The sequence below is a fragment of the candidate division WOR-3 bacterium genome, from assembly GCA_026418155.1.
GTDB lineage: Bacteria > Hydrothermota > Tepidihabitantia > Tepidihabitantales > CAIPLT01 > JAOABV01.
The window spans coordinates 19,314-44,235 of sequence record JAOABV010000010.1; the positions used below are offsets into that span (position 1 = coordinate 19,314).

Consider the following 24,922-nt stretch of genomic DNA (forward strand, 5'->3'; position numbering starts at 1 on the left):
TTTCTAATTTTTGTTATTATAAAAATTTTAATATGGAGCAAAACAAGAAATTTAAATTCGGTTTTTATTGGGCCGCATCTTGCGGTGGTTGTGAAATCGCAGTTTTAGACCTTAATGAGAAAATTTTAGATGTTGTAAATCTTGCAGATATTGTCTTATGGCCCGTGGCAACTGATTTCAAATATAAAGATGTGGAAAGTTATCCGGATGAGTATATTGATGTTTGCTTTTTTAATGGTTCAGTTCGCAATGCAGAACAAGAACATCTGGCAAAACTCTTACGCAAAAAATCAAAACTGTTAATCGCTTTTGGTTCTTGTGCCCATCATGGATGTATTCCCGGCTTAGCCAATTTACACAACCGCCAAACTATCTTCCAAACTACTTATCAAGAAACCGTCTCAACCAATAATCCCGCAAACAAATTACCACAAATTAATTTTTCATTAAATAATATTCAATTAACTTTACCTGAATTTTATGATGAGGTAAAACCTTTAGACCGAGTGGTTGCGGTCGATTATTATTTACCAGGATGTCCTCCACCTGTACCAATAATTGCTAATGCTGTGGAAGCAATTGCCAAAGGACAATTGCCAGATAAAGGAACAGTTTTAGCACCAATCAAAGCATTATGTGATGAATGTGAACGAAATACTAATCAAGATAAAAAGATGCCGGATATAAAACGAGTTTATGAAATTCAGGCAGACCCGAAAATCTGTTTTTTAGAACAGGGAATTATTTGTATGGGACCAGCAACCCGAAGTGGCTGTCAGACCCGATGTATTAATGGCAATTGGCCCTGCACTGGTTGTATGGGACCAGCCCCTGAAGTTCTTGACCAAGGCGCCAAGATGATTAGTGCGATCGGCTCAATTCTTAAAATTGATGAAGAAAAAAAATTGACTGAAGAAGAAGTTGAAAAGTTAATCGATAAAATCAAAGATCCGATTGGCACATTCTATATGTATGGTTTAGCATCCGCAATCATAAATCGGAAAATAAAAAATGAAAAATAGCAACAAAAAACCTATATTAAAAATGAAATAAATACAAAAATGTTTCTTTCTATATTTTTTTGATTTCGGTATTTGTTTTTTAATTTTAGACTGGATTAAATAAATGTATAATCAAAGACTCATCAAGACTATGTACCTCTTTGTCTTGGTGTCGGGAAATTAATATGAACCGAATAACAATTGACCCAATTACCAGATTAGAAGGACACGGAAAAATAGAAATATTTTTGAATGGCAAAGGTGAAGTTCAAGAAGCCTACCTTCAGGTTCCGGAGTTGAGAGGATTTGAAAAATTCTGTGAAGGTAGAAAAGCCGAAGATATGCCACAACTCACTAGCCGAATTTGTGGCGTTTGTCCGGTTGCCCATCACTTTGCAGCAACCAAAGCTTTGGATATGGCATTTGGCGTTGAACCGACTTCAGTCGCCAAAAAATTAAGAGAACTTATCTATTGCGGATATATTATTTACGACCATATTTTACATTTCTATTTTCTTGGCGGGCCGGATTTCATTGTAGGACCGACTGCTCCAAAAGAGAAACGAAACATTATCGGAGTGATTGAAAAAGTGGGGCTGGAATTGGCCAATGAAGTAATTAAACATCGGGCTTACGGGCAAAAGATGACAGAAATTTTAGGTGGCAAACCAACTCATCCAGTTTGTGGATTACCCGGCGGGCTCACCAAATCACTAACTAAAGATGATAAACTTGAAATAGAAAGGATGGCTCAATCCTGTTATGAATTTGCCCAAAAGACACTGGAAATCTTTCATAAAATTGTTTTAGAAAACCCGAGTTATATGGCTTTAATTGTTAATCCGGCATTATCGCTAAATGTCTATAATATGGGTTTGGTTGATGAAAAAAACCGAGTCAATTTTTATGATGGCATGGTTAGAGTTACTGACCCCAAAGGAAAAGAATTTATTAAATTCCATCCTTCTGATTATCTCAATCATATTGGAGAAGAAGTTTTAGAATGGTCCTATGTCAAAATCCCCTATCTTAAAAATATCGGTTTTCAAGGATTAAAAGAGGGCATTGAATCCGGTATTTATCGGGTAGGACCCTTAGGTCGATTAAATGCGGCTGACGGTATGGCAACACCTAAAGCCCAAGAAGAATATGAGTTAATGTATCAGACCTTTCAAACCAAACCAGTTACCAGCACCTTAGCTTATCATTGGGCAAGATTAATTGAGTTGCTATATGCTACGGAACGGGCATTGGAACTTCTTTCTGACCCAGAAATTACTGATACCAATATCCGTAATATGAATTTCAAGCCACAAAAAGCCGGTATAGGGATTGTCGAGGCCGCACGTGGAACTTTAATCCACCATTATGAAGTAACTGAGGATATGTTAATTAAAAAAGTCAATTTAATTGTCGCCACAACTAATAATTATGGTGTAATTAATATGTCAATTCAAAATGCCGCTCGCCAGTTTATCAGAAACAATAATATCAACCAACCAGATTTAGTCGATGGAATCTTAAATTCAATCGAGATGTTTTTTCGTGCCTATGACCCTTGTTTTGCCTGTGCCTCTCATACTTTAGGCACAATCCATTTACAAATTAAAATCTACGACCAAGATAAAAATCTCATCGCTTCAATTAACCAATAGATTAAAAAATCTCAAGCAGTCTTCGGAAAACATTTTTCTTATGCGGAGTTTAAGATATAATAGTTAAGAATATGAATTATAAAAAAATATTGTCTTTCGCAATACTTTTAATTTCAGATATTTTTGTCCTTGTCATTGCCTATCTGATAGCTTATTTAATTCGAGCATATCTTTTACCAAAGATTTTCCCTTGGTTAGTACCAATTTTGCCTTTTCAAGTATTTATCTCACGATTTTATTTAGTGTTACCATACCTTTTAATCTTTGCTTACGAAGGACTCTATAATCGACGGTTTGAATTTTGGGAGGAAACTCGACGACTGTATAAAAGTAATCTCATTGCAACTGCAATTATTATGATTATACTTTATATTACTCGCGGATTTATTGTTTCTCGACTAATCATCATATTAGTTTTCCTCATCAATTTTATCTTATTACCGATTTATCGACTCATCGTCAAAAAAATACTACTTAAATTAAAAATCTGGTCGAATAATTTATTAGTCATTAGTACTCAAGAAACTTATCAAAAATTACGGAATTATTTTCAACACCATACTACATTAGGTTATCAACCCACTGCATTTATTGAGGTTAACCAAATTAATAATAGTAACATTAGCCAAATTTTGAGAAAAGAAAAAATCAACTCAATTATTGTTTCTGTTCAAGAATTAAGTCAAAATCAATTATTGGACCTTTATGAACAAGCCGAAGGTAAAATCGAAGAATTTTTTGTTATACCGGCAATAGCGCAATTACAAACTATCGGTGTTGGCGTTGAACAATGGGAATCATTATTAGTAATGAAGTTTCGTTACAATCTTTTGCGTTTTGAAAGTCAACTCTTCAAACGGATTATTGATTTAGTCTTAGCAAGTCTTTTCTTGATTATCTTTTTACCCTTTTACTTGATTATCGCAATGCTAATTAAATTATCCTCACCGGGACCAATTTTATTTATCCAAAAACGATTAGGCAAAAACCGACGTATCTTTTCTTGTTATAAATTCCGAACCATGTATCTCGATGCGGATAAGCGATTAGAAAAAATCCTTGACAGTTCTCCAAAACTAAAAATGGAATGGCAAAAATATTTGAAAATCGCCAATGACCCAAGAGTAACTCCGGTTGGAAAATTTTTAAGACGCACCAGTCTGGATGAGTTGCCACAATTATGGAATGTTATCAAAAACGAAATGAGTTTAGTTGGTCCTCGGCCCTACCTAATAAAAGAAGTGGAAAATGCTAAAAAATCGATGGAGATTATTGGACGAGTCAAACCCGGCATTACCGGTCTCTGGCAGGTATCGGGTCGAAGCGATTTGAGTTTTGAAGAAAGAATGCGATTAGATGAACACTATGTTAAAAACTGGACAATTTGGATGGATTTGGTTATCCTGTTAAAGACAATCAAGGTCGTTATCAAGGCACAAGGAGCATACTGATGAACGCAAATACTAAATGGCGCAAGCTAAATACTAAATCTTTTCTATTGGCAATATTACTGATTACTACAATCTGTTTGGCACAATGGCGAACTTATACCAATACCAATTTTATTAATGACATTATTGGTCAAGGAGATTATTTATATTGTGCAACTCGGGGTGGTCTGGTCGTGTTTTCGCGAACAGATGAATTATTTGTTGAATATTATACTAATGTCGAAGGACTACCTTCGAATCGGATTAATTGTCTGATATTCGATAAATCACAACAAATTTGGCTTGGAACTAACAATGGTCTCGCTATCTTTAACCCTAATACAAAAGAAATTAGTCGTTATCCGCTAATTGACCATTCTGCAGACAATATCGACTGTCTCAATGTTTCTGGCGACACAATTTTAGTTAGTTGTAATAACACTTTTTATCTTATTGATACCAAAGGCACAATTCCGTTTTCGGATGATATTATACTACAACCGACTTTACCATCTGTTGCGGGACGAAAAATCTTTTCCTTGCAAGCTGGCCCCAGTGATTTTTGGATAGGCACTTTTCCCGAAGGTGTTATTAAATATAACCGAAACTTACAAAACTACACAATATATCGGGCAATTGGCGATTCCGTTAAAGCGATGATACTAATTGGCGATACACTATATGTGGCAACAGAAAAATCACTATCCCGATTTAATGGAATAAGTTTTGATACTATCAAAATGTTTCCACAGAATTATGTCATATTTGACTTAAAATATGAACGCAACCATTTTTATATCGCAACACGCTCTGCTCTTTTTGACTATGATCGAAGCAACTTATTTGCTTCAGCAACTTTACCGGTGATACTTTGGGAAGATTCCAGATGCATCTATTTATCCAATGGAATATGGGTCGGAGTTGGTGGTCAAGTATTTTTGGGTGGTGGCTTACGATATTATTTTAAGCACTGGCACTATTATTTTACTTCAAGCCCAATCTCAAATAATGTCTCTTGCGTTGTATCGGATACTGGAGGCACAATCTACACAACACATTATCCGAGTTTTACTTATAATTTTAAGACCATAAGTTATAAAAAAGGCAATGAATACTGGCAACTATTACGAGACACTTTATTTGATGGTTGGGTTTGTGCAGTTGATAAACAGAATAGATTATGGGTTGGACATTGGGCAGGAAGCAGTGGAATTAGTTGTTATGACCCGCAAACCGACTCCTGGTCTCTAAAAACCTGGCCCGGCACTCGTGGTGTCATTGGTGCCTTTGGCATTGATAACAATGATACTAAATGGACCTATAATCAAGACAATAAAATAATTGCCATTACTAATAATGACAGCGAATATGTCTTTACTGTGCCTGGGCTTTCCCGTCCTGAACGCCATGGTTATGAATTTGCCTTTGACAGTAAAAATCGCGTTTGGCTGGTGGCTCAAGAAGGAATTATTATGTATGATTACAATAACACCTTGGATAATCCGATTGATGATGACTATAAAATCTATCGCACCGCATCAGAAAAAACAATTAAGTCAATTGCGATTGATACCCGAGACCGGGTTTATATTGGTACTTCTCAAGGCTTAGCATTATTAAAAGATGACTCATTTCAGTTTTTCAATACCGAAAATATTCTGCGTGTAAAAACGGATTGCCAAGACCGAGTATGGTATCTTACCAAAGATGGATTATCGATGTTTAATCCTTATACTCAAGAACATATAACTTACACTAAAGATAACAGCCAGATTATTCCAAATCTTGATCAAGACGAATCATTTTATCAATGGCTCCATATTGATAATGCTCGCAATCGAATTTTGATTGCCACCAAAGAAGGAATAAGCCAATTTCAATTTCAAACCGGACCGCCAGCGCAACTTTCGGAAATAAAGGTTTTTCCCAATCCATTTATTGTCAGCAAGCATCAGACACTAACATTTGATAACTTACCCAATCAATCAATTGTGAAAATCTACACCTTGGAGGGCAAACTTGTGACAACACTTATTGCAACATTATATTCACAACTTTTACACTGGGAACCAAACAATTTACCCACTGGTATTTATTGGGCGTATGTTACTTCACCTTATGGCAGAGGTATTACTAAATTTGCGATTGTCCGTTAAAAATTCATCTCTCCGATTACTAAAATTGCTTAAATCCCGAGTAAATTAGGCAGATTGATTTAGGTGCCGAACCTTTATTATAAATCAACCCTAACAATCAAAAACTAAATCAATATTCTTCTTGTTCTTCTTCATCAAGAAATTCTTCGTCTGATTCTTCTTCAAATCCACCTGCCATACATTCGTCATAATCTGGACATTCGTCACAACAATCATCTCGTAATTTGCCTAATTCTTCACATTCTTCATAATAAGGGCAAATATCACAACACATTTATACCTCCATTAATATAAATTTTAGATTGTTGGATTATTTATTTTTCTTCTAATATGGCATTTTTGCAAAATAGATGGTTTCATCGTCGCAATTTTCATTTTTTAATATATCGTCTTTTCGGTATCGTTATTTTCGGTTTTTCTTTTTCTTCATCCGATAGATCCATACAAGAGTCAAAATATTTACATTGATGACAACAGTCATCTCGAAGTTGGGCTTTTTTTTCACATAATTCATAGCCCGAACAAGCACGACAACACATTGATTAGGTTCCTCCTATGTTTTGACATCGCATTTTTATAAACACAATGCCGGTTATTGGGAAATTTTTTATTTATTTTTTTGCTATTAATGGTATCCATTTTATTTTTATGGGATAAGTTTTAAGGCAACCGCAAAGTCGATAACTGGTTTTCCGAAATGGTTTGTCCCAACATCACAAAACCAATTTTATCTGCTTTTATCCATCATTATAATCAATTCTCGAGCAATTTCTGCTACCGCCGAAGCATAAGCCAAATTAGAATCAGCCAACGGATTATACTCAACGACATCACAACCGACAACATTTAGACCGCTCAATTTTACAATCGATGCGAACAATTCGTGATATGATATACCTCCAGGTTCAGGGGTTTGCACAGCTGGCATAATCCCACAATCTAAGACATCAATATCCAAAGTTAAATAACACGGCCTTTTATCAATTTTCTTTATGATTTCGTCAAGATAGGTTTCGACCTTAAAAAGAAACAAATTGTCATTCTTGGCTGGTCCAGTGAGTGAACGAATACCTAGTTGAAAAATATTTGTTAACGGCAAAATTTCCGCAATGCGTCGGATTACAGTCGCGTGACAAATTTTCTCACCTAAATATTCATCTCTCATATCAGTATGAGCATCAAACTGAATTAAATTAAGGTCAGGGTAGAATTTTTTGAATTCCGAAATAATGGGTAAAGTAATCGTATGTTCACCACCTAAAAAGAGTATTTTTTTACCATTTTTAAGATAATCCGAAATTGCATTCTGAATCTGCTCAAAAGTATCTTTTATTGTTGCATAGGATAAGATAATATCGTTGGCATCATAGATTTTTAAATCGGCAACATCCTTATTAAAATAAGGGCTATAGGATTCAATATTTTCTGTTGCCAGACGAATCTGATTTGGTGCCAATCGACAACCTGGCAAAAATGAGCTGGAACGGTCATAGGGAACACCTAACACTACCGTTTGGGATTCAGTTAAAGTTGCTGTTGCAAAATACAATGCCATCTTCTGGCTATGCCATCATACTGAAAATAATAAACTTGTCAAGCATTTTTTGAAGAGAACAATGTAAAAGTCGATTTTGCCACTAGACCACGGAAACCACAAATTTTTTTACTTATTGAACTCAGACCTGACATTTTTGATGGTGTTTCAGTATTGCAGTCTCAGAGTTATTTTGACCTGAAACGAAAAATATCGTAAATGTTGAAGTGTTGACTGGATTTTTGCATAAACATTTATAAGTTAAATTTAGATCTATTTATATTTTTTGAGTTGGTTTTGACAGAAAAGCCAGGCATCCTGAATAATTGTTTTCAAATCCGATTTTTCCGGCTTAAATCTTAGTTCCTTCTTTATCTTCTCAACATCAGCAATTAATATGGGACAATCACCAACTCGTCTTTTACCAATTTTATAATTAATCTTTTGACCGATTACCTGTTGCGCCATTTGTAATACTTCAAGATTAGAATAACCAATTCCTGTTCCAACATTATAGACTGCAAATCCGCGCGCCATATTATCCATTGCTAAGATATGTGCTTTTGCGACATCATAAACATGAATATAATCGCGGATACAAGTGCCGTCAGGTGTCGGATAATCATTGCCATTAATAATAATCTTTGTCTGTTTCAGGGCTGTTTTTAACAATAGTGGAATCAGATGCGTTTCCGGCCTGTGGTCTTCACCCCAAATACCATCTTCTGTAATATATGCACCAGCCGCATTAAAAAATCTTAAAACAATACAATCTATTATTCTGGAATTAGTGTATTCTTTTAAGAACAGTTCAAAGATTTTTTTACTCTGGCCGTATGGATTCAAAGGATTTGATGGAGTCTCTTCATTTATGGGAATCGCTTTCGGCGCACCGTATACTGCGGCTGAAGAAGAAAAGACAAATCTTCGGCAACTACCCGTCGCCACCATTTCTTGTAACAAATTCATTCCGGCCACAACGTTATTCTTAAAATACTTCTCTGGATTTTTTATTGAATCCGCAATTGAAATCAAAGAGGCAAAATGCATTACGCAATCAAACTTATATTTAGTAAAGACTTTCCGTAATAAGTTAATATCTCCAACATCGCCTTTAATAAATTTAGCCCCTTGAGGAATTGCAGTTATTTTACCTGACGACAAATTATCAATAACAACAACTCGATAGTTATTTTCTAATAACAATTTACTTGTGACTGAGCCAATATATCCGGCACCACCAGTCACAAGTACAAGTTTACAGTGCTTTTGCTTCATATTTATTAAAAAAATAATACTATAACTATAATACATTACTCAAAAATCTGTAATCGTCAATATCTCAAAATAAGTTGATTGAAATTTAAGAGGAGTCATCAAGTTATTAAACTATAAGGTATGGCAATCGACTTGATGGTTTAATAGATACAGTTGTTGATTATTTATACTTAGTAACAGCCATCCCAAAATTTAATTATATCTTTCTTGGAAACATATATTTTTATTATATTATTAAATTACAATATGCTTGTTTTTTACTGAGTTTGAAGAAAATAATTAGGTCTAAAATAATTTTTCTTGGGAGATTTTAGACTGCTGTCTAAATTAATTAGAAGGTACAAAAAACCGACCATAATCGACTTAATATTTTGATATAAAGAAATTGTTGACCATTTGGATAAAAGACTTATAATTGTCTTATGAATAAATCCAATAGTCTGCACTCTGATAAATCAAATATTCCTCTTGCAGAAAGATTAAGACCTAAAGAATTAAGTGAAATTATTGGACAAGAGCATCTATTAGAACAAAATCGACCGCTTCGTAAAATCATTGAAAAGGGTGAATTACACTCAATGATATTTTGGGGACCACCGGGGTCAGGCAAGACGACTTTAGCCCGAATTATTGCTCATTATACTAAAGCCCATTTTATTGAATTTAGTGCGGTGACTTCGGGCATTGCAGATATTCGGCGAGTGATAAAAGAAGCCGAATACCAAAAGCAGATGTTTAATAAACCGACAATTCTTTTTGTGGATGAAATCCATCGCTTCAATAAAGCCCAACAGGATGCGTTTTTGCCTCATGTCGAATCTGGAAAGATAATTCTCATTGGAGCAACCACAGAAAATCCTTCATTTGAAGTCATCAGTCCTTTACTTTCCCGATGCCGAGTTTATATTTTACATCAATTGTCTCCAGATAATCTTAAAACAATTCTGAAGCGTGCGATAAATCATCCCGATGGATTAAAAGAATATAATCCGATTGTTTCGGACGTGATTTTAGATTATATTGTTAATCTGGCTCAGGGTGATGCTCGAGTTGCTTTAATGATATTGGATATTGCAGTTCAATCGACTGAACCTAATGAGAAAAATCAAAGAATTATTACCCAAGAGACAATTGAGCAGGTGGCTTCAAGAAAGATTCTATTATATGATAAGAGTGGCGAAGAACACTATAATCTAATTTCAGCACTTCATAAATCATTAAGAGATTCTGACCCAGATGCCTCATTATATTGGCTGGCGAGGATGCTCGAAGCCGGTGAAGACCCATTGTATATTGCCCGTAGGTTAGTCCGTTTTGCGACTGAAGATATTGGAGATGCCAATAATCTGGCATTAGTAATTGCCAATGCGGCAAAAGATGCGGTAGATTTTATTGGTCGTCCTGAAGGTGATTTAGCATTAGCACAAGCTGTAGTCTTTTTAGCCTTAGCACCAAAGAGTAATGCAATTTATAAAGCGTACGAATTAGCCAAAAAAGATGCCTTAGAAAGTCTTACGGAACCAGTGCCTTTACATTTAAGAAATCCCGTAACACCATTAATGCAGCAGCTTGGATATGGTAAAGGTTACAAATACGCTCATAATTATCCTGAAGCACAAGTTGACCAAGAACATTTTCCATCATCATTAAAAGGAAGAAAATATTATTATCCACCCAAAAGCCCAAAGATAAGTAATAACAAAGATTAAAAAATGCTCGCTTTTATTTATTAGAATAGACACAGATGATATTATTACTGCAGAACTTTTATCATTATCTGATTGAGATTCTCCCGGCATTAGCAATCGGATTTCTATTATCAGGAATAATCCATGAATTTATTCCGACGAAGATTATTGAAAAATATTTATCGGGTAAAGGGCTTAAACCAATTCTCTTATTGACTCTGATTGGCACGGTCTTACCGATTTGTTGTTGGGGCACTTTACCAATGGCTATTACTTTTCATAAAAAGGGTATAAAATTAGGACCAATCTTTGCCTTTTTAGTGGCAACACCTGCCACTTCGGTCAGTGCATTCTTAGTAACATTACAAGTATTGGGTCTAAAATTTGCTATCTTTATATTTGTCGCAGTTATCATTATCGGACTTGTGCTCGGTATTATCGGCAATCATATCCAATACACACCAAAAGGAAACAAAGACCAAATAATCTGTTCGCGCTGTAATTTAGAAGAAAGAGAATGCAACTGCCATAAGAAAATCGCAAACCGAATAAAATCAATTCTGACATTTGCATTTGTGCAAATGCCTAGGGAAATTGGGCCTTTGACTTTACTGGGTATTTTTCTGGCAGCGATGGTAGTTACGATTACGCCGATTGGAGTATTTATAAAAAATTTTCTAACTGGTAGTATTGCTTATCCATTAGCATTAATATTTGGTATCCTAATGTATTTCTGTTCAACTTCAAGCCCGCCTTTGGTCGATGCTTTAATTAGACAGGGTATGAACCCCGGTGCCGGAATGGTTTTGCTTTTAATTGGACCGGTTACTTCTTACGGAACACTGTTAGTATTCGGTAAAGAATTTGGCTTTAGAGTCGTGATTATATATTTAATAGTTTTAAGTATTTTATCCTTGGGTTTGGGATATTTGTTTAGTTTTTTAATAAATCAATAGTTTCAACCTGTAATTAATTTTAGTTCTTGAGAAAATGTATTAAACGGGCTTTACCAAGAATCAAAGTAAAGCCCGTTGGTTTTTTGCAGACTTGGAATAAAAGCTTTTATTTATTTATTTTAATTCTTGTTCCGAGATGCAACTTTGCTAAACCTAACATTTCAATGGTAGAATGCCCCCAACAATCGATACCGCGTTCGGCTTTAGTAGTTTTATCCCATAATTGAATTTCCAGATATGGTCGTAGTTTATCATTTATTTGGTATGCTAAACCAAAACCTGCCCGATAATTATACCATTTCTGCCAACGCATTTTGCGATAATATAAGCCAAAAGTCAAGTAAGGATAGAATCTTTTTAAGGGAAAAGCATAAGATATATCAGCGCCAATTTGCGGAAAGATTAGAAAGTCAGTTCCTCCTGCATATAAAAATCGTAATTCAGAAATACCGGTCCGAATTGTTAGATTTTTGTAAGGTGTTATGTGAAAATCTAAGGCGAAGCAAGTATAAGGTGTTTGAAGTGTATCCGTTAGCCAGGTATCAGGCGGAACATATAATCCCTCAAGTTCTTCAGTTATATTAGTCGAAATCCGCAGACCCATGTCGGTAGCGGATGTACCAAAACAGACGGCACATATAATTAAAGCGGTGGTTGTTTTGTATAACATAATGCCTCCTTATATATAAAGTTCGGAGCATTTTTATACAAAACAATTACTTACCGACCGCTACATCATCTCCTATACATTATAAATTTAAAATATTTTAAGTAAAATACGAAACAAGTCAATACCAAATGTAATCGAGCAAATATCTTGGGAATTGCGGAAGCGGATAAGGCCGATGTGCAGTTTTGCTAATTATGCGAGTTGTGCTCGAACAGTATATGCGGTTTTTAACAAATATAACCAACAACGAGAGGCAAAGCCTTTATGGAAGAAAAAAGAATTTACACAAAATTCTTGACGCTATCTTTACTGTTATGCTTATAACATCACATTCATTTTAAGAAAAATACATTGCGAAATGATCTTAGAAAACCCTTTGGCAATATACTAAATATTAATATCTTGCATAATAAGAGAAGTCTTTATCTTTAACCGAAAATCTTATCTTGACCTTAAAAATCTAATGGTATTTAAGATAAACTCTTTACCATAATTTAATCTTCTTAAAGCATAGTCGGTCATAATACCTAAGGCATAACTGGGTGAAGTTGCCTTAGCTTCTTTAACTTGTTTCAATAATAATAACGCGATAAATCGTGATATTCCAGCAAAGATAAAGAACAACTGGTAATTAACTATATTTAGGCCTAAGACTTCAAGATTAAAATCTTTTAAGAGGTTTGCCAGATAACCCCCTAATAGCGATGATACAAATCCACTGATACCAGTAACCGCAGCAAAGATGGCAAAATAACTTTCTTTAAGTTCTTCGTTATCAGAAAGTGAGAAAAGAATATTAAAGACACTCAGATTTACTCCTGACCAGAAAATGCCGGTGAGAAATGCATCAATCCAAACCGGTAAAAGAAAATTGGCGGTGGGGAAAATCCAGAGCAAAGGCAGAAAGGCAATAGAGAAAAAATTAATAAATAGAATTGGTTTTGATTGAAAGCGGTCAATTGCTTTTCCCCATAATGGTTGAAAGATAAATGTCACAATACCTGCAATAATAGAGTAAATTGCAACAGTAGAATATTGCATTCTAAGATTTTGGAGCATAAAGACTAAATAAAAGGGACTGGCAATACTTGAGGTGATATACCAAAATCCAACAAAACGTAAAAATTTACGAAAATTTGTGTCTTTGAACGGAGCGGAAATAATTGCCCGCAAATTAGTTGGTTGCCTGACCATACTAATCTCTGGTTGTTGAGACAAAAGAATCGTACCTACTAATGCACAAAGGCTGGCGATTAAGAAAATTATGCCAAAGCCAAAGTTATGTTGGTTCGTTGCCTTAAAATAGTCTAGGAGTTTAGCTCCGCTAAAAGATACCGCCATACCAATTAAGCCCATTGCAGTGTTACGAATACCGAAGAACCGGCCGCGCATCTCTTTGGGCACTAAATCACTCATCCACGAGAGCCAGGCATTATCAGCTATCATCAATAATGCATTAAAAACTCCAATAATGACTAAAAGATGCGACAACCGAGGCGTAACATTAAATAACAAGAGTACAGCCAAAATAAAAAATAGGGCACGGCCAATACCTGAAGTAACAACTGTAAGCGGTTTTCTGCGACTTAACCGATTTACTAAAAAAGCCGAAACAAATCCAAAACTAGTTAGAAGCGCAGGGATTGCTGCTAAAAGTCCAATGTGAAAAGCCGAGGCTTTCAAATATAAAGCAAAACCAGTTAAAAACATACCTCCGGTCAGAGTTATATGAATATTAGTAAAAAGTCCTTGCAGAATAGAGATGCGAAGTGCTTTTTTAATAACTGTATCTTGCATAAAGAGTTAATATTACAAAACCTGTTCTCAAAAGTCAATTATAATTATTAAGAAAAACTGTCTTCTATAATTTTGAAATATTTATGCCATGGTTTTATCCTCAAAAAAACTAGCATGATACTAACAACAAAAAATAGATATATCTTTATTTCTTCATACTTTGACAATATAATATTGGAGTGGTTCAATTTTAACGGTTAATAGAATTAGTGTGGTTAGTAAAAAATTTGAAAGATTATTTTCAACCGTAAAACCAGGAAAATATGAAAATGAAAACAATAAGCCAAAAACAATGTCCTAAAAAGCAGATAGTTGCTTATATACATATACTAAGAACTTATAGACCAAGGAAATCAACCTTGTTTATTTTTTGTAGGTTTCGTACTTTTTGCTCTAATAATTAAGTCATAGTCTTTTTGGGTCAATAGCATAAAATATTTGACAGCACTACGATTTTCTATTAAACTTTTGCCAAATATATTTCTGAGAGGCAATATCGACTGCTAAATATACCTAATATTTTCCTTCTTTACTTACTGAATGATAACCGCATTCGCAACCAAAGAGATATAGCATATGCCTCATTACCCAATTTCCTAAAAGATACTATATTTCCTAAAAGATACTATAACCGATGTGTTTTAAGATGTCTTATTCGCCGAGGTTACTTTTGTGCTTTGACGCCCAGTTTTCAATATTCTCTTAACCTTCCTTCGCTATCTATACCTCCGTAGAGGGAGTCATACCATCATTTTGTAAAGTTTTTTATTTTATTCTTTGTAATTCAAAGAGTTGAATGAAAATTTTATCTCTATTTTTGTTGAAATATACATATAACTTCGCTGAGAGGTAAAGTTAACATTATAGGAGCAGACTTTTGGAGTTTTGGGTTAAAAATAATAATGTCTTAATTCGGGGTAACTTTGAATAAGGCGTCCTGTCCGCAGTTGGTCTTAGAGGTCTTTGAATGAATTAATGTTTTCCCCATCAGCACAGATATCTCTGTTATTCTCAATTTTTTTGCAAATTCAGAGGGACTTTTTCATAATTCTCATCTTAAGCTTAAGTCCAAATTGGGAAATCACAAAATGCACTGTATCGAGAAGATTAAATACAAAAACAACTGCAAAATGAACAAATCATGCACTATTTTAACAAATGCTATCTAATAACTAATGACTCTCAGATAATTTTAAGAGTTTGACAATGTTTGTGAAAATTCTGGTAAATTTAGATAAGCATATTGGCTTCGTTAACATTTTTATAAATCTGCTAATTTTTTTTATTCAGATTCTATTACAAATTAGGTTTCGATTTTCTAATCGATAATACTACTTTTTAATTGTTTCAACCAACACTAATTCAGGTAAGCCTTTAATCTTTTTTGTAGTTAAAAAAGTAGGTTATTCAAATCTTGCACTATAAAGACAACCGCAATATTTTTGCCGATATAAATCCAGTTTTTTACTGAGTTGAAAGTCTTTTTCTTCTTGTTGGTAATTGGTTTCAATAAATGTAATGTGATATTTTTTGCCAATTTTTTTACCCAAAGAATTGATGATGGCAGCATTTTTATAAGGACTGGCGGTTAATGTAGTTGCATAATACCGAATTGATTCTTTTTGCGCATATTCTGCAGTTGCCTCAAGACGAATGCGAAAACAACGCCAACAGCGTGGACCTCCTTCTTGCCAATGTTCTAAACCCAAAATTGCAGAATGCCAGTTTAGATTATCGTTTGCCCCATAAATTAGTTTTACTTTACAATGGGTAAGTAATTTCTCAGTTGCAATTAGCCGTTGCTGATATTCAATGGGTGGTTCAATGTTAGGATTATAAAAATAACCAATGACTTCATAATTTTCTTGCAACCGCTTAATAATTTGACTAGCACAAATCCCACAACAGATATGAAGTAATAGTTTATCTTTCATTTATTTTGACCTATGAGAAAACTTTTAATTCTTCAAAACATATTTTTATTTATCGTGCTGTTCGCTTCTTTTAATTCTTTGAAGTCTCAAGATTAGGCGATTCTTAACTACCTTTAGATGGATTCTATTTTATCGTTTTTAATTCTTCTTTTTTCTGTTTAATTTTTTCCTCAGTCTTTTGGAGTCTGTTAATGATTTCTATCATCTTTTCACTAAGATTAAACATCTTCGTCGGGTCGTAATGTTTTTTATATTCAGTATATAATATCTCACCTAAATTTTGTAGTAATCGGTCTTTTTCTCGCTCTAACGAGAAAATCTGGAGTTTGATTTTGCCTTTATAAGTTAAGTCTTCGGCTTCTTTGAGGGCTAATTTGGTCGTATCTTTTAACCAAGTTTTGACATCTTCCCAAATTATCGGCATATTTTACTTCCTTTCATAAAATTGTCTTCAGACTATTCATTCTTTTTATTATTTCTCTACCCACAACTGTCTGACTTTTGTATTTTCAACTCAGATTCAATCTAATTCATTATAATAAACTTTTCCACAATTGATTTTTTCTCTTCTTTACCAGATTCGTATGACCGAGCAATAATTTTGTAAAGATAGACACCGTTAGCAGGTATATCTCCATCTGCGTCTTTCCCATTCCATTCAATCTGATTATAGCCAAAGGAACAATATCTTTCTGGTAGAGTATTAATTAATCTGCCGGCAATCGTGTAAATCTTTATCTGCACCCAAGCGGGTTGAGTCAATTCAAAGGTAAAATACCCGGTTTGAGTGTTAGCATCTAAATAGTATAATACTTTGTGAATATTTAATCGTTGCTCGGTTAACACCTGCACTTTTACCGATTCTTGAGTTACTCTTAAGAGATTATCTGATGCCCGACACAGAATGGTACATGCGCCCGTATCTAAATCTACCGGATAAAAGAACCGTCCTTGAGTAAAATTGCCAATATCATAATTAAAATAAGGGGTTAAATCGACATCATATATAATTTGATTTGATTTACGAATAATGAGCCGGGGATAATAATTTCCTGGAATCGGGGCTAAAAGGATACCTGAAGTATCGGCGACAATACCTGTCAAGGTAAACTGTTTTGGTACAATATCATTGTTATTAATTCTTTTTTCGTCATAATAGAGTTCAATCTTCGGTCCGGTAAAATCTGTGTAATTAGCCACAGCGGTATCAAAGACAATAGTATCCTTAAGAAAACTACAAATCTTATTTTGATTCGGGTCATAACTAATAGCGCTAATGCGAGAAGTATGTGGTATCTCTGTATAATAACCACCTCCAGCACCAGGTAAAATATCATAACGGATAAACCGCGGCAGTCCTAAAGGCACAACAAAACGGAATTGCATTGTGTCATTAATAGTGCGACCAATACCACGAAAGATTTCATAGCCGGATAAAGCATAAAAGATTGTGCCAATCTCCGATTCATATCTTCGTTGCCATCGATTAGAAAATACGGAGGTCGAATAGAGTTCCCCTGAATTTGGTGCTTGGCATTGAATCGCTTTAGCCGGTTGAAAAGTATCAGGTTGGGCATTAATCTTTGTCATTAAATTGGGTAAGGCGGGAATTGTTGCTGGGTCGCCAAAAAGATGATAATAATGATTCTGTGGTGTTGTATAACAGGCAAGTAAAAAAGCCCGACCCAAGGTGCTTTCTGGTTGTGCGATTAGTTTTTGAAAAAACATTTTGGCAAAGACAAAATTATCTGCTGAGAAAGTTGCTTTACTGGCACCAGTGGTGGCAATTGCTCCTTCTTGTCTACGCACTAATTCTTCCGTAATTGACTCAAATTTTGTATCATCAAATCTTCCCACACCACAACTACCAAAAAAGGCAATCAAATTTCTTTTTCCATTTTTAATTAAAGGTATATGTTCCGTCTTGAATACCTGCTCGTGTGCAATCTGAAAACCTGAGCCATGACCAAAATAGGCCAATAATGAAACACCTCGATTAATCTCTTTGAGTAAGGCTTCGCGGGCTAATCGTTTTTCTCGAACTTCATTAAAGGGATATTCTGTAAGATAAATCTTTATAGGCTCAAGATGGTGAAACAATTGATTCGTATTATAAGTTAAAAAGAATTCAAGATTTTCGTTATTGCTAATATGTTCAAACCAGAATCCGACATCAACTGTGCCTTGCCCTTTCCATTCATCGTCTGATAAAAGAATGAATCGTTTATTCCAAAATCCTAAAGTTCGTCTTGACTCATAGTCAATTAATTTATCGTAAAAGTTTCTTATTTCTGTGTTATTGCGCGCGGTAATTCTGCCCAATATCATATCAGGTGTTGTGCCTGGACCATTAAAATCCGCATACCAAGCATCAACCGATAACGCACCGAAAGAATAGACCTGAAAGTCAATATCATAACCGCGTTCATAAGGCGGTACAGTGGGAAAAGTTGTTAATTGTAAAATATTACGATAATCATAAGTGCCGTCACCTAATAATAAACCAAAATAAGGTCGATACTTTTGAAATAATCTCTTAATCGCACCAGGTTCTTCAATACCGAAAGTAAAATCATCATAAATTGCACTCAAGGGAACTGTTTTAACTTGGGCTTGTGGTATTCCAACAATATTATTTCGCCGATAATTTTCTAACAGCAAAGCATTAGGATAAAGTTCATCCGGTGCAATAATAAAATAGTGGATATTTCCATAATTTAGGGTTCGACCAACAATTCGGGATTCAATGCTCAAAACCTTGCGGGCTTTGGTCTCGTCCGTTATATAGTAAAAAGTAGTGTCGTAATTGGTTAATCCAAAGATAATTGTGTCCTGATTTTTATAATAACCAGTAATCATTTTCGGCGCATAATAATTAGTAATATCCCAAACAAGTGGTTTGTTATTCATGCGGGTTATAGCAAAACTTTGAGTGCCGGGCGCAGAATAAAAATACAAATCTCGCATAGTTGGCAGGAATTCCAGTCTTTGTGAATAGTGAACATCAAGATAATCGAAAAATACTTCTTGGCTACTGGTATTATATAAAGTAAAATTAATCGTGTTGTTCGGAACCAATGGTATGCGTCGATTTATAACAAAATCGAAAGGCGGTGGTCCTGATTCACCACCACTAAAATAGAAAGTGTCGAGATGAGTATTGTTTATACCGACTTTTAGATAATTGGATGATGATTTACCCCAAAACCGACCAGAGATAGAAAAGAGTGATTCTGGATTTTGTAAGTTTAAGGTTATATCAAAAGTTTTGGCATTGATACCGGCTTCTTTAGAAAAAAGTTCCCAAATCCATAATAAGCCACTTCGAGCAGGACAATCACGGTCTTGTTCCAGATGAGCATAATTAGACGCTGAATTTTTCGGGTTAGATTGTGCAGTCGACTGTATTTGTTCCATTCTTTTACCATATCCGGAAATTTGTAGCGAAAATCCCCAAGTTAACCAATAGTAGTTATAACGAGTAAATGGATTAGTATAAAAATTAGTCCGTTTGAGATTAAAACGCGATGGGGACAAACCGTAAAATAGAATATAGTCGTCTTTATCAAAAGAACCATCAGATTCGCCTGAAATATAAATTGGAATTTCAACCATAGTATCTGGATAATAGACATTAGAAGTGCATTCACCGATATTGAACAAACGGATTGTTCGTGGGTCGATTAATTTTATCGGAAGCCCGGCTTTTCGCAATTCCTCATAAGTTATTTTATAGACACCGGTCGACTCAACTTTTATCTTATACCAGTTCAAAAATCCTTGGGGATATCGGGGATTAAGCGGATTGAGTTGTGGTGTCTTTTTCCAATGCACGGCGTCTTTTCCATTAAGTAAAAGTTCTTGACAAATACCATCAAAATAGTCAGACCAAGGATTATATTGTGCCGGTTCACTAAAACGCAAGTGCACGACAAAACTATAATTTATTATTGCGCGTTTGTTGGGATATTGATATTGAATAGGCGTAATCTTTATCCGAGCAATGCGAATATCCCGCAGATAGCCAATTTCTGAAACTTCACAAATATTTTCCGGATAAATTGAAGATTTTGCATAAGATGAGTTTAGTTTATATATTGGTTCTTTATCCCAAAACCGCATTGGCACCGGTGGAATATCAATATTGTTAATTGTAACCGCAGATATAACTGTCGTGGTAATAACAATATCACCTTGTTGAGGAATACCAATTAAAATATCTTGACTCGGTAAATCGAATGTCCCAGGTAATTCTTTACGCGTTGTGCCTTCTATCTTAAATACTGTATAAGTCTGATTATCAATAGCAAAACTTTGTTGAGTTAGCGCGTCTTCCGTAAAATCATAACGAAAGGTAAATTCAGTATAATCCGATTTAACGACCGTTATCTTGGTAGGAGACGACAATTTAATTTCAGAAACAGGTATCCGATTCGGACTTAGTTCATTCTCTAAAAGAGAAGGCATTTGAACGGATAAAGGTTTCTCTGGTTGCGGTATCTGTTTAATGTTTGGTACTTGTGGCGGTTTTAGCAAATTTGAAGATACTGCAAAGAGCAAGGATAGAAATAAAAAATAGGATAAGGCTAACGTTCTTCTCATAACAAAATTACAATGAGAATAAAAATTGTGTCAATCAAAAGTTTATTCCATATCAGTATTTCGGATAACAAAACATTTTCCGAAATCTTTCTTATATCAAATTATAATTGTTAACGATAGTTATGTCAATCTATATCTGCAATGTGTCTAAGAGATACTTTTTAGGTGATTTAAATTTTATAATAGTTATGGGAAACAAGTTTTTGACTTATCTAAGATTAATTTCAAATCTTTATTTAAGAATAAAAGGCGCTATGCAAACCACAACCCTTATCAATTATAAAGAACTAAAAAATTCACCCAATAACTGCATGCGTAATTTTGTGTCGATGATGTTAGATAAAGTGGCGATAGAAAAAGGTTCTTGGAGATATAATCAAATTTTGGGGAAAATTGGAAATGTGGTATTTTACGAGCATGATAAAAATGCTGGCACTAATCAAACGTGACAAATGCCGTCGGAAAGGAACCTACAATAAAAGATTATGGCAAAAATCAAATGAAGACAAGACTAATCTTTGACCGCAAGCAAAAATAAGTTATTTTATGAAAATATAATCAAATCTTGTGGATAATTAGAAATAAGGTATTTTATAAGTAAAATAAAAGCGCCGGCATTAATCAAACGAGCCGGCAACTTGTTTGACCAAGGAGGTAAAAGATTAGGTGACTTTATCTGCTATCCCATTGATTATCGTATGGTTAAATCATTCGGCCAATTAGAGGACAATCCGAGCATTTGAAGATTCGACGGTCGGAGAGGTATGCCGGCGGATTGCCGAGGGGTATGCCCCCCGGCCTGCCCACTGGCTTGCCGACCGGCTTACCTATTAGGTGACCGAAGATGCCAAGGAAGCCGGTGGTTAAAACGAAAGTATAATTGAGTTGATTACAGGAATTTTTTATCAACAGAAACAGCGGGACGGAACATTAAAAAACGGGAAGATGTGCTTATCTTTTATCTACAGAATTTCCCCAAACATTGACAATATCTTTTTCCTTCGCATCTTATCTATATCTCGCAACCAATTAGACCCAGTGCTAAAAAATGTTTAGGCTTAAGTATTGTGATAGCACAAATCCAAGTCCCGCACCAACAAAAATTAACCAAGCCGGACTAATTTGAAATTTAATCAGTAGAATAAAACTTACGAGCGCAAATCCAATTTTTATCAGCGAACTGGTTGTGCAATCACAAATTAAAACATTATTGGTAGAACCTAAAATAATTGTTGCTGAGATAAGAAATCCCACAATTGCTGGTTTAACTCCACTAATAAATCCTTTTAGATAATTGGCAATCGCTATTCGCCTGTTATTTTTTATAAATCGGTGGTAAATTCCTAAGATCACTGCCAAAATAATGAGCGATGGTAGAAAGATTGCAATTGTTGCAATGATTGCGCCGACAATACCTGAAACTTTATAACCAACAAAAGTTGCTAATAAAGCCACCGGTCCAGGTGTTATTTGACTAATCGCAACACCAGCCAAAAGTTCAGATTGAGTAAGCCATTTTTGGACAGTAACAACTTCGTGTTCGATAAACGGGATTGCAGCATAACCGCCACCGAAGATAAAAGCACCAGTTTCTAAAAAGATAAGCGATAACATTGCTATGTTCTTTAGTTTAACAATAAGCGGCGTTGTTCCATAGAAGAAAAATAAAGGTAGAATAAGAATAAATTTAGCGTTCGTCCGCTGTCTTAGGATAACACCGATAACGCCGCAAATCAAAAAAATTAAAACTGGACTAATCTTTAAAAAATTAGCACCTAAGGCAAGTACTGCAATTAGAATTGCTTTTAAGTCTTTAAGATACAGCCTTGCCATATCGAAACTTGCCCAAGCAAGAATTCCAATGATAATTGGTTGAATCCAAGCAAAAATATTATTGAGAATTGGTATTTGCTGAGAATGGAAATAGAGATAACTAAAGATTAGAGTTGACAGAAAGCCGGGAAAAAGAAAAGCAATTACTGAACCAATCATTCCTTTTGTGCCTTTGATTTTAAAGCCAAGATATTGGACATAATTCGGAATAAATGGACCAGGAATCATTTGACCTAATGTGACCGCAGTGGCTAAATCGTCATCAGTTGCCCATCTTTTATTAACGATAATATATTTGCGCAGAATTGCCAACATACCAACACCACCACCAAATCCAACACTGCCAATTTTAAGAAAAATTAAAATTAAATCCCTAAATCTTACTGCTTTTGTAGTCTTATCAAAGGTATTTTGCATTAAGTTAATATTATCTCAAAAACATAGATTTAACAAGATTAAATATTAATGGACAACGAAAAAATCAGGAAATGTAACAGTTTAATGTGTTTAGCCAATTTATAACAAAATCATTTCCTGGACCTTTATGCTTCGTGAACAGTCAGTTATAGATAAACTAACATAGATAAACTAATAAAAATGAAAGTTTTCATTTCATATAATGTGACCACTTGTTGTAAGTTACCATTCTAAAGAACGTAACCAGAATAAATCTCCAAAATTAAGAAGTCTTTAATCTTGAAAGGATAAAAAGTGCCCAAAAGTATTTGTCTTAAAAGCACCTATCCCTACAAAAAGAAATTTGTTGGCACTATGTCCAATATTGACAAACTAAAAAATTACACTTTGTATTTATTACATTCTCATTTGATAGTAATTTTTATGACTAATCGTTAACACATCGTAATTGTAATGACTGTTGAAGATGTTGTTGACATTATAAAACATAATACATAACTTGACATTATTTCATAACAACTAATTTTTCTTTTATCATTTCGTCATTCAACTTCACAAAATAGACACCGCTTTTAATACCATCAAGCGAGATACTTTGAACTTTTTCACCTTTGAACTCTTGAACTTTTATTAATTTTCCTGTCACATCATAAATCGCAATTTGTTCAGTCCGATCCGGGCAAACATTCAGCGGATGGCCTACAGCAAAATATGACCTTGCTGGGTTCGGATATATTTTTACCGTTAAGCATTTTGTGTCAAGCGTTATACGTTCTTCTTCAATACCACCTGATGGTCCCCGATAAATATAAAACCCACTATCACCTTGTGCAACATATATATAAGAATTTACGACATACACACCTCTAGCGCTACTAGTAGTAACATAATAACCATATTCTGTTGGCGCTGAAGGATTGGAAACATTAATTATTCTGAGATTACCATCTGCAACATAAGCATAAGAACCTACGACAAAAACATCATAAGCAGTACCATCAGTATCATAATAGCCTACCTCCGTTGGCGACGAAGGATTGGAAACATTAATTATTCTGAGACCAGAATTTCCATCTGCAACATAAGCATAAGCACCAGAAACATAAACATCGTATGAATAACCAGGTGTATCATAGTTTCCAACATAAGTTGGTGATGATGGATTTGAAATATCAACGATTGTCAATCCCCGGGTACCCGCTGCGACATAAGCATAAGAACCTAAAACATAGACTCCCTGCGCATAACCTACATTTGTTGTATTCCCAACTAAAGTTGGTGAACTCGGATTTGAGACATCAACAATTATTAGTTGACCACAAGGAATATAGGCATAAGAACCAGAAACATGGACATCATAGATATAACCTAAATTAGTATAAGAACCAACCAAAGTAGGTGATTGAGGATTAGAAATATTTACAATTCTCAGACCAGACCCACCGTATGCCACATAGGCATATGACCCTGAAACATAAACACCATTAGCCCAACTTGGTGCGAGATAATAGCCGACTTGATAAGGTGATTGCGGATTGGCAACATTAATAACTCTAAGACCAGAAGCTGTGGCCGCGACATAAGCATAAGAACCCACGACATAAACATCAGTAGCATAACTATTGGTATTACAGCGACCTATCAGTCGACAATTCAGTGAATCAGTAAGCAATTTATTAGATGGATTGAGATTTAAGTGTTCAGCATTTGAGAGTGTCGTTTGTGCCAATAGTCCAATAAAAACAATTAGGATTATAGCAATTTTGTCTTTCATGCTGCCTCCTAATTATAAATATTTATAAGGATTAAAAAAATTTTATTTTGCGTACAATGAAAAAATTATATAAAAAATCAGAATAATTTCAAGTATTTTAATAGGTGTGTTCTCCTTTTTTTATTAAAATTATCTGTGTTATCATATCATAGGAGGATACACCTTTATTTTTAACATATCAAGCCTAAATTTACACA

Annotated in this window: 18 protein-coding genes; 7 read left to right on the top strand and 11 right to left on the bottom strand. The window is 34.7% G+C overall.

The window, feature by feature from the left end; all coding sequences use genetic code 11:
- Positions 1-32: 32 nt before the first annotated feature.
- The 4 genes from N2201_02475 to N2201_02490 all read left to right on the top strand — a co-directional run bounded on the left by N2201_02475 (position 33) and on the right by N2201_02490 (position 6,242).
- Positions 33-1,022, top strand: coding sequence for an oxidoreductase (locus N2201_02475; GenBank protein MCX7785084.1), 990 nt, complete (start codon positions 33-35; stop codon positions 1,020-1,022).
- 164 nt (positions 1,023-1,186) lie between these two features.
- A complete protein-coding gene (locus N2201_02480) occupies positions 1,187-2,656 on the top strand; it encodes a Ni/Fe hydrogenase subunit alpha (protein ID MCX7785085.1) in 1,470 nt (489 codons plus the stop codon).
- A 71-nt stretch (positions 2,657-2,727) separates the two neighbouring features.
- Positions 2,728-4,107, top strand: a complete 1,380-nt coding sequence (locus tag N2201_02485; GenBank protein MCX7785086.1) for a sugar transferase — start codon at positions 2,728-2,730, stop codon at positions 4,105-4,107.
- Positions 4,107-6,242, top strand: coding sequence for a T9SS type A sorting domain-containing protein (locus N2201_02490; protein ID MCX7785087.1), 2,136 nt, complete (start codon positions 4,107-4,109; stop codon positions 6,240-6,242). The genes N2201_02485 and N2201_02490 overlap by 1 nt, the downstream gene beginning before the upstream one ends.
- 109 nt (positions 6,243-6,351) lie before the next feature.
- Here the strand turns inward: N2201_02490 and N2201_02495 are convergent, their stop codons facing one another.
- The 4 genes from N2201_02495 to galE all read right to left on the bottom strand — a co-directional run bounded on the left by N2201_02495 (position 6,352) and on the right by galE (position 9,054).
- Positions 6,352-6,516 carry a hypothetical protein gene (locus N2201_02495; GenBank protein ID MCX7785088.1) on the bottom strand — a complete coding sequence of 55 codons (165 nt, stop codon included), beginning with the start codon at positions 6,514-6,516 and terminating at the stop codon, positions 6,352-6,354.
- 97 nt (positions 6,517-6,613) lie between these two features.
- A complete protein-coding gene (locus tag N2201_02500; GenBank protein MCX7785089.1) occupies positions 6,614-6,781 on the bottom strand; it encodes a hypothetical protein in 168 nt (55 codons plus the stop codon).
- Positions 6,782-6,969: 188 nt separating this feature from the next.
- The gene (gene speB / locus N2201_02505) at positions 6,970-7,797 is read right to left on the bottom strand and encodes an agmatinase (GenBank protein MCX7785090.1); all 828 of its coding nucleotides are present in this window, start codon (positions 7,795-7,797) and stop codon (positions 6,970-6,972) included.
- A 252-nt stretch (positions 7,798-8,049) separates the two neighbouring features.
- Positions 8,050-9,054 (bottom strand): UDP-glucose 4-epimerase GalE, encoded by a 1,005-nt coding sequence (gene galE, locus N2201_02510; protein MCX7785091.1) that lies wholly within the window; start codon positions 9,052-9,054, stop codon positions 8,050-8,052.
- A 422-nt stretch (positions 9,055-9,476) separates the two neighbouring features.
- Between galE and N2201_02515 the strand changes: the two genes are divergently transcribed.
- On the top strand, positions 9,477-10,763 hold the full coding sequence (locus tag N2201_02515; GenBank protein ID MCX7785092.1) for a replication-associated recombination protein A: 1,287 nt from the start codon (positions 9,477-9,479) through the stop codon (positions 10,761-10,763).
- Positions 10,764-10,798: 35 nt separating this feature from the next.
- Positions 10,799-11,698 carry a permease gene (locus N2201_02520; protein MCX7785093.1) on the top strand — a complete coding sequence of 300 codons (900 nt, stop codon included), beginning with the start codon at positions 10,799-10,801 and terminating at the stop codon, positions 11,696-11,698.
- Between the two features lie 106 nt (positions 11,699-11,804).
- Here the strand turns inward: N2201_02520 and N2201_02525 are convergent, their stop codons facing one another.
- The 5 genes from N2201_02525 to N2201_02545 all read right to left on the bottom strand — a co-directional run bounded on the left by N2201_02525 (position 11,805) and on the right by N2201_02545 (position 20,701).
- Positions 11,805-12,368, bottom strand: coding sequence for a hypothetical protein (locus tag N2201_02525; protein ID MCX7785094.1), 564 nt, complete (start codon positions 12,366-12,368; stop codon positions 11,805-11,807).
- A gap of 441 nt (positions 12,369-12,809) precedes the next feature.
- A complete protein-coding gene (locus tag N2201_02530; GenBank protein ID MCX7785095.1) occupies positions 12,810-14,165 on the bottom strand; it encodes an MFS transporter in 1,356 nt (451 codons plus the stop codon).
- A 1,403-nt stretch (positions 14,166-15,568) separates the two neighbouring features.
- Positions 15,569-16,099: an epoxyqueuosine reductase QueH gene (locus N2201_02535; protein ID MCX7785096.1), complete on the bottom strand. Its 531-nt coding sequence runs from the start codon at positions 16,097-16,099 to the stop codon at positions 15,569-15,571.
- Between the two features lie 124 nt (positions 16,100-16,223).
- Positions 16,224-16,523, bottom strand: coding sequence for a hypothetical protein (locus N2201_02540; GenBank protein MCX7785097.1), 300 nt, complete (start codon positions 16,521-16,523; stop codon positions 16,224-16,226).
- Between the two features lie 101 nt (positions 16,524-16,624).
- Complete coding sequence (locus N2201_02545) at positions 16,625-20,701, bottom strand: C25 family cysteine peptidase (protein MCX7785098.1); 4,077 nt, start codon at positions 20,699-20,701, stop codon at positions 16,625-16,627.
- A 143-nt stretch (positions 20,702-20,844) separates the two neighbouring features.
- Between N2201_02545 and N2201_02550 the strand changes: the two genes are divergently transcribed.
- On the top strand, positions 20,845-21,150 hold the full coding sequence (locus N2201_02550; GenBank protein ID MCX7785099.1) for a hypothetical protein: 306 nt from the start codon (positions 20,845-20,847) through the stop codon (positions 21,148-21,150).
- Positions 21,151-21,742: 592 nt separating this feature from the next.
- Here N2201_02550 and chrA read toward each other — a convergent pair.
- Positions 21,743-22,951, bottom strand: coding sequence for a chromate efflux transporter (gene chrA / locus N2201_02555; protein ID MCX7785100.1), 1,209 nt, complete (start codon positions 22,949-22,951; stop codon positions 21,743-21,745).
- A gap of 505 nt (positions 22,952-23,456) precedes the next feature.
- Positions 23,457-24,725, bottom strand: a complete 1,269-nt coding sequence (locus tag N2201_02560; protein ID MCX7785101.1) for a T9SS type A sorting domain-containing protein — start codon at positions 24,723-24,725, stop codon at positions 23,457-23,459.
- Between the last annotated feature and the right edge of the window lie 197 nt (positions 24,726-24,922).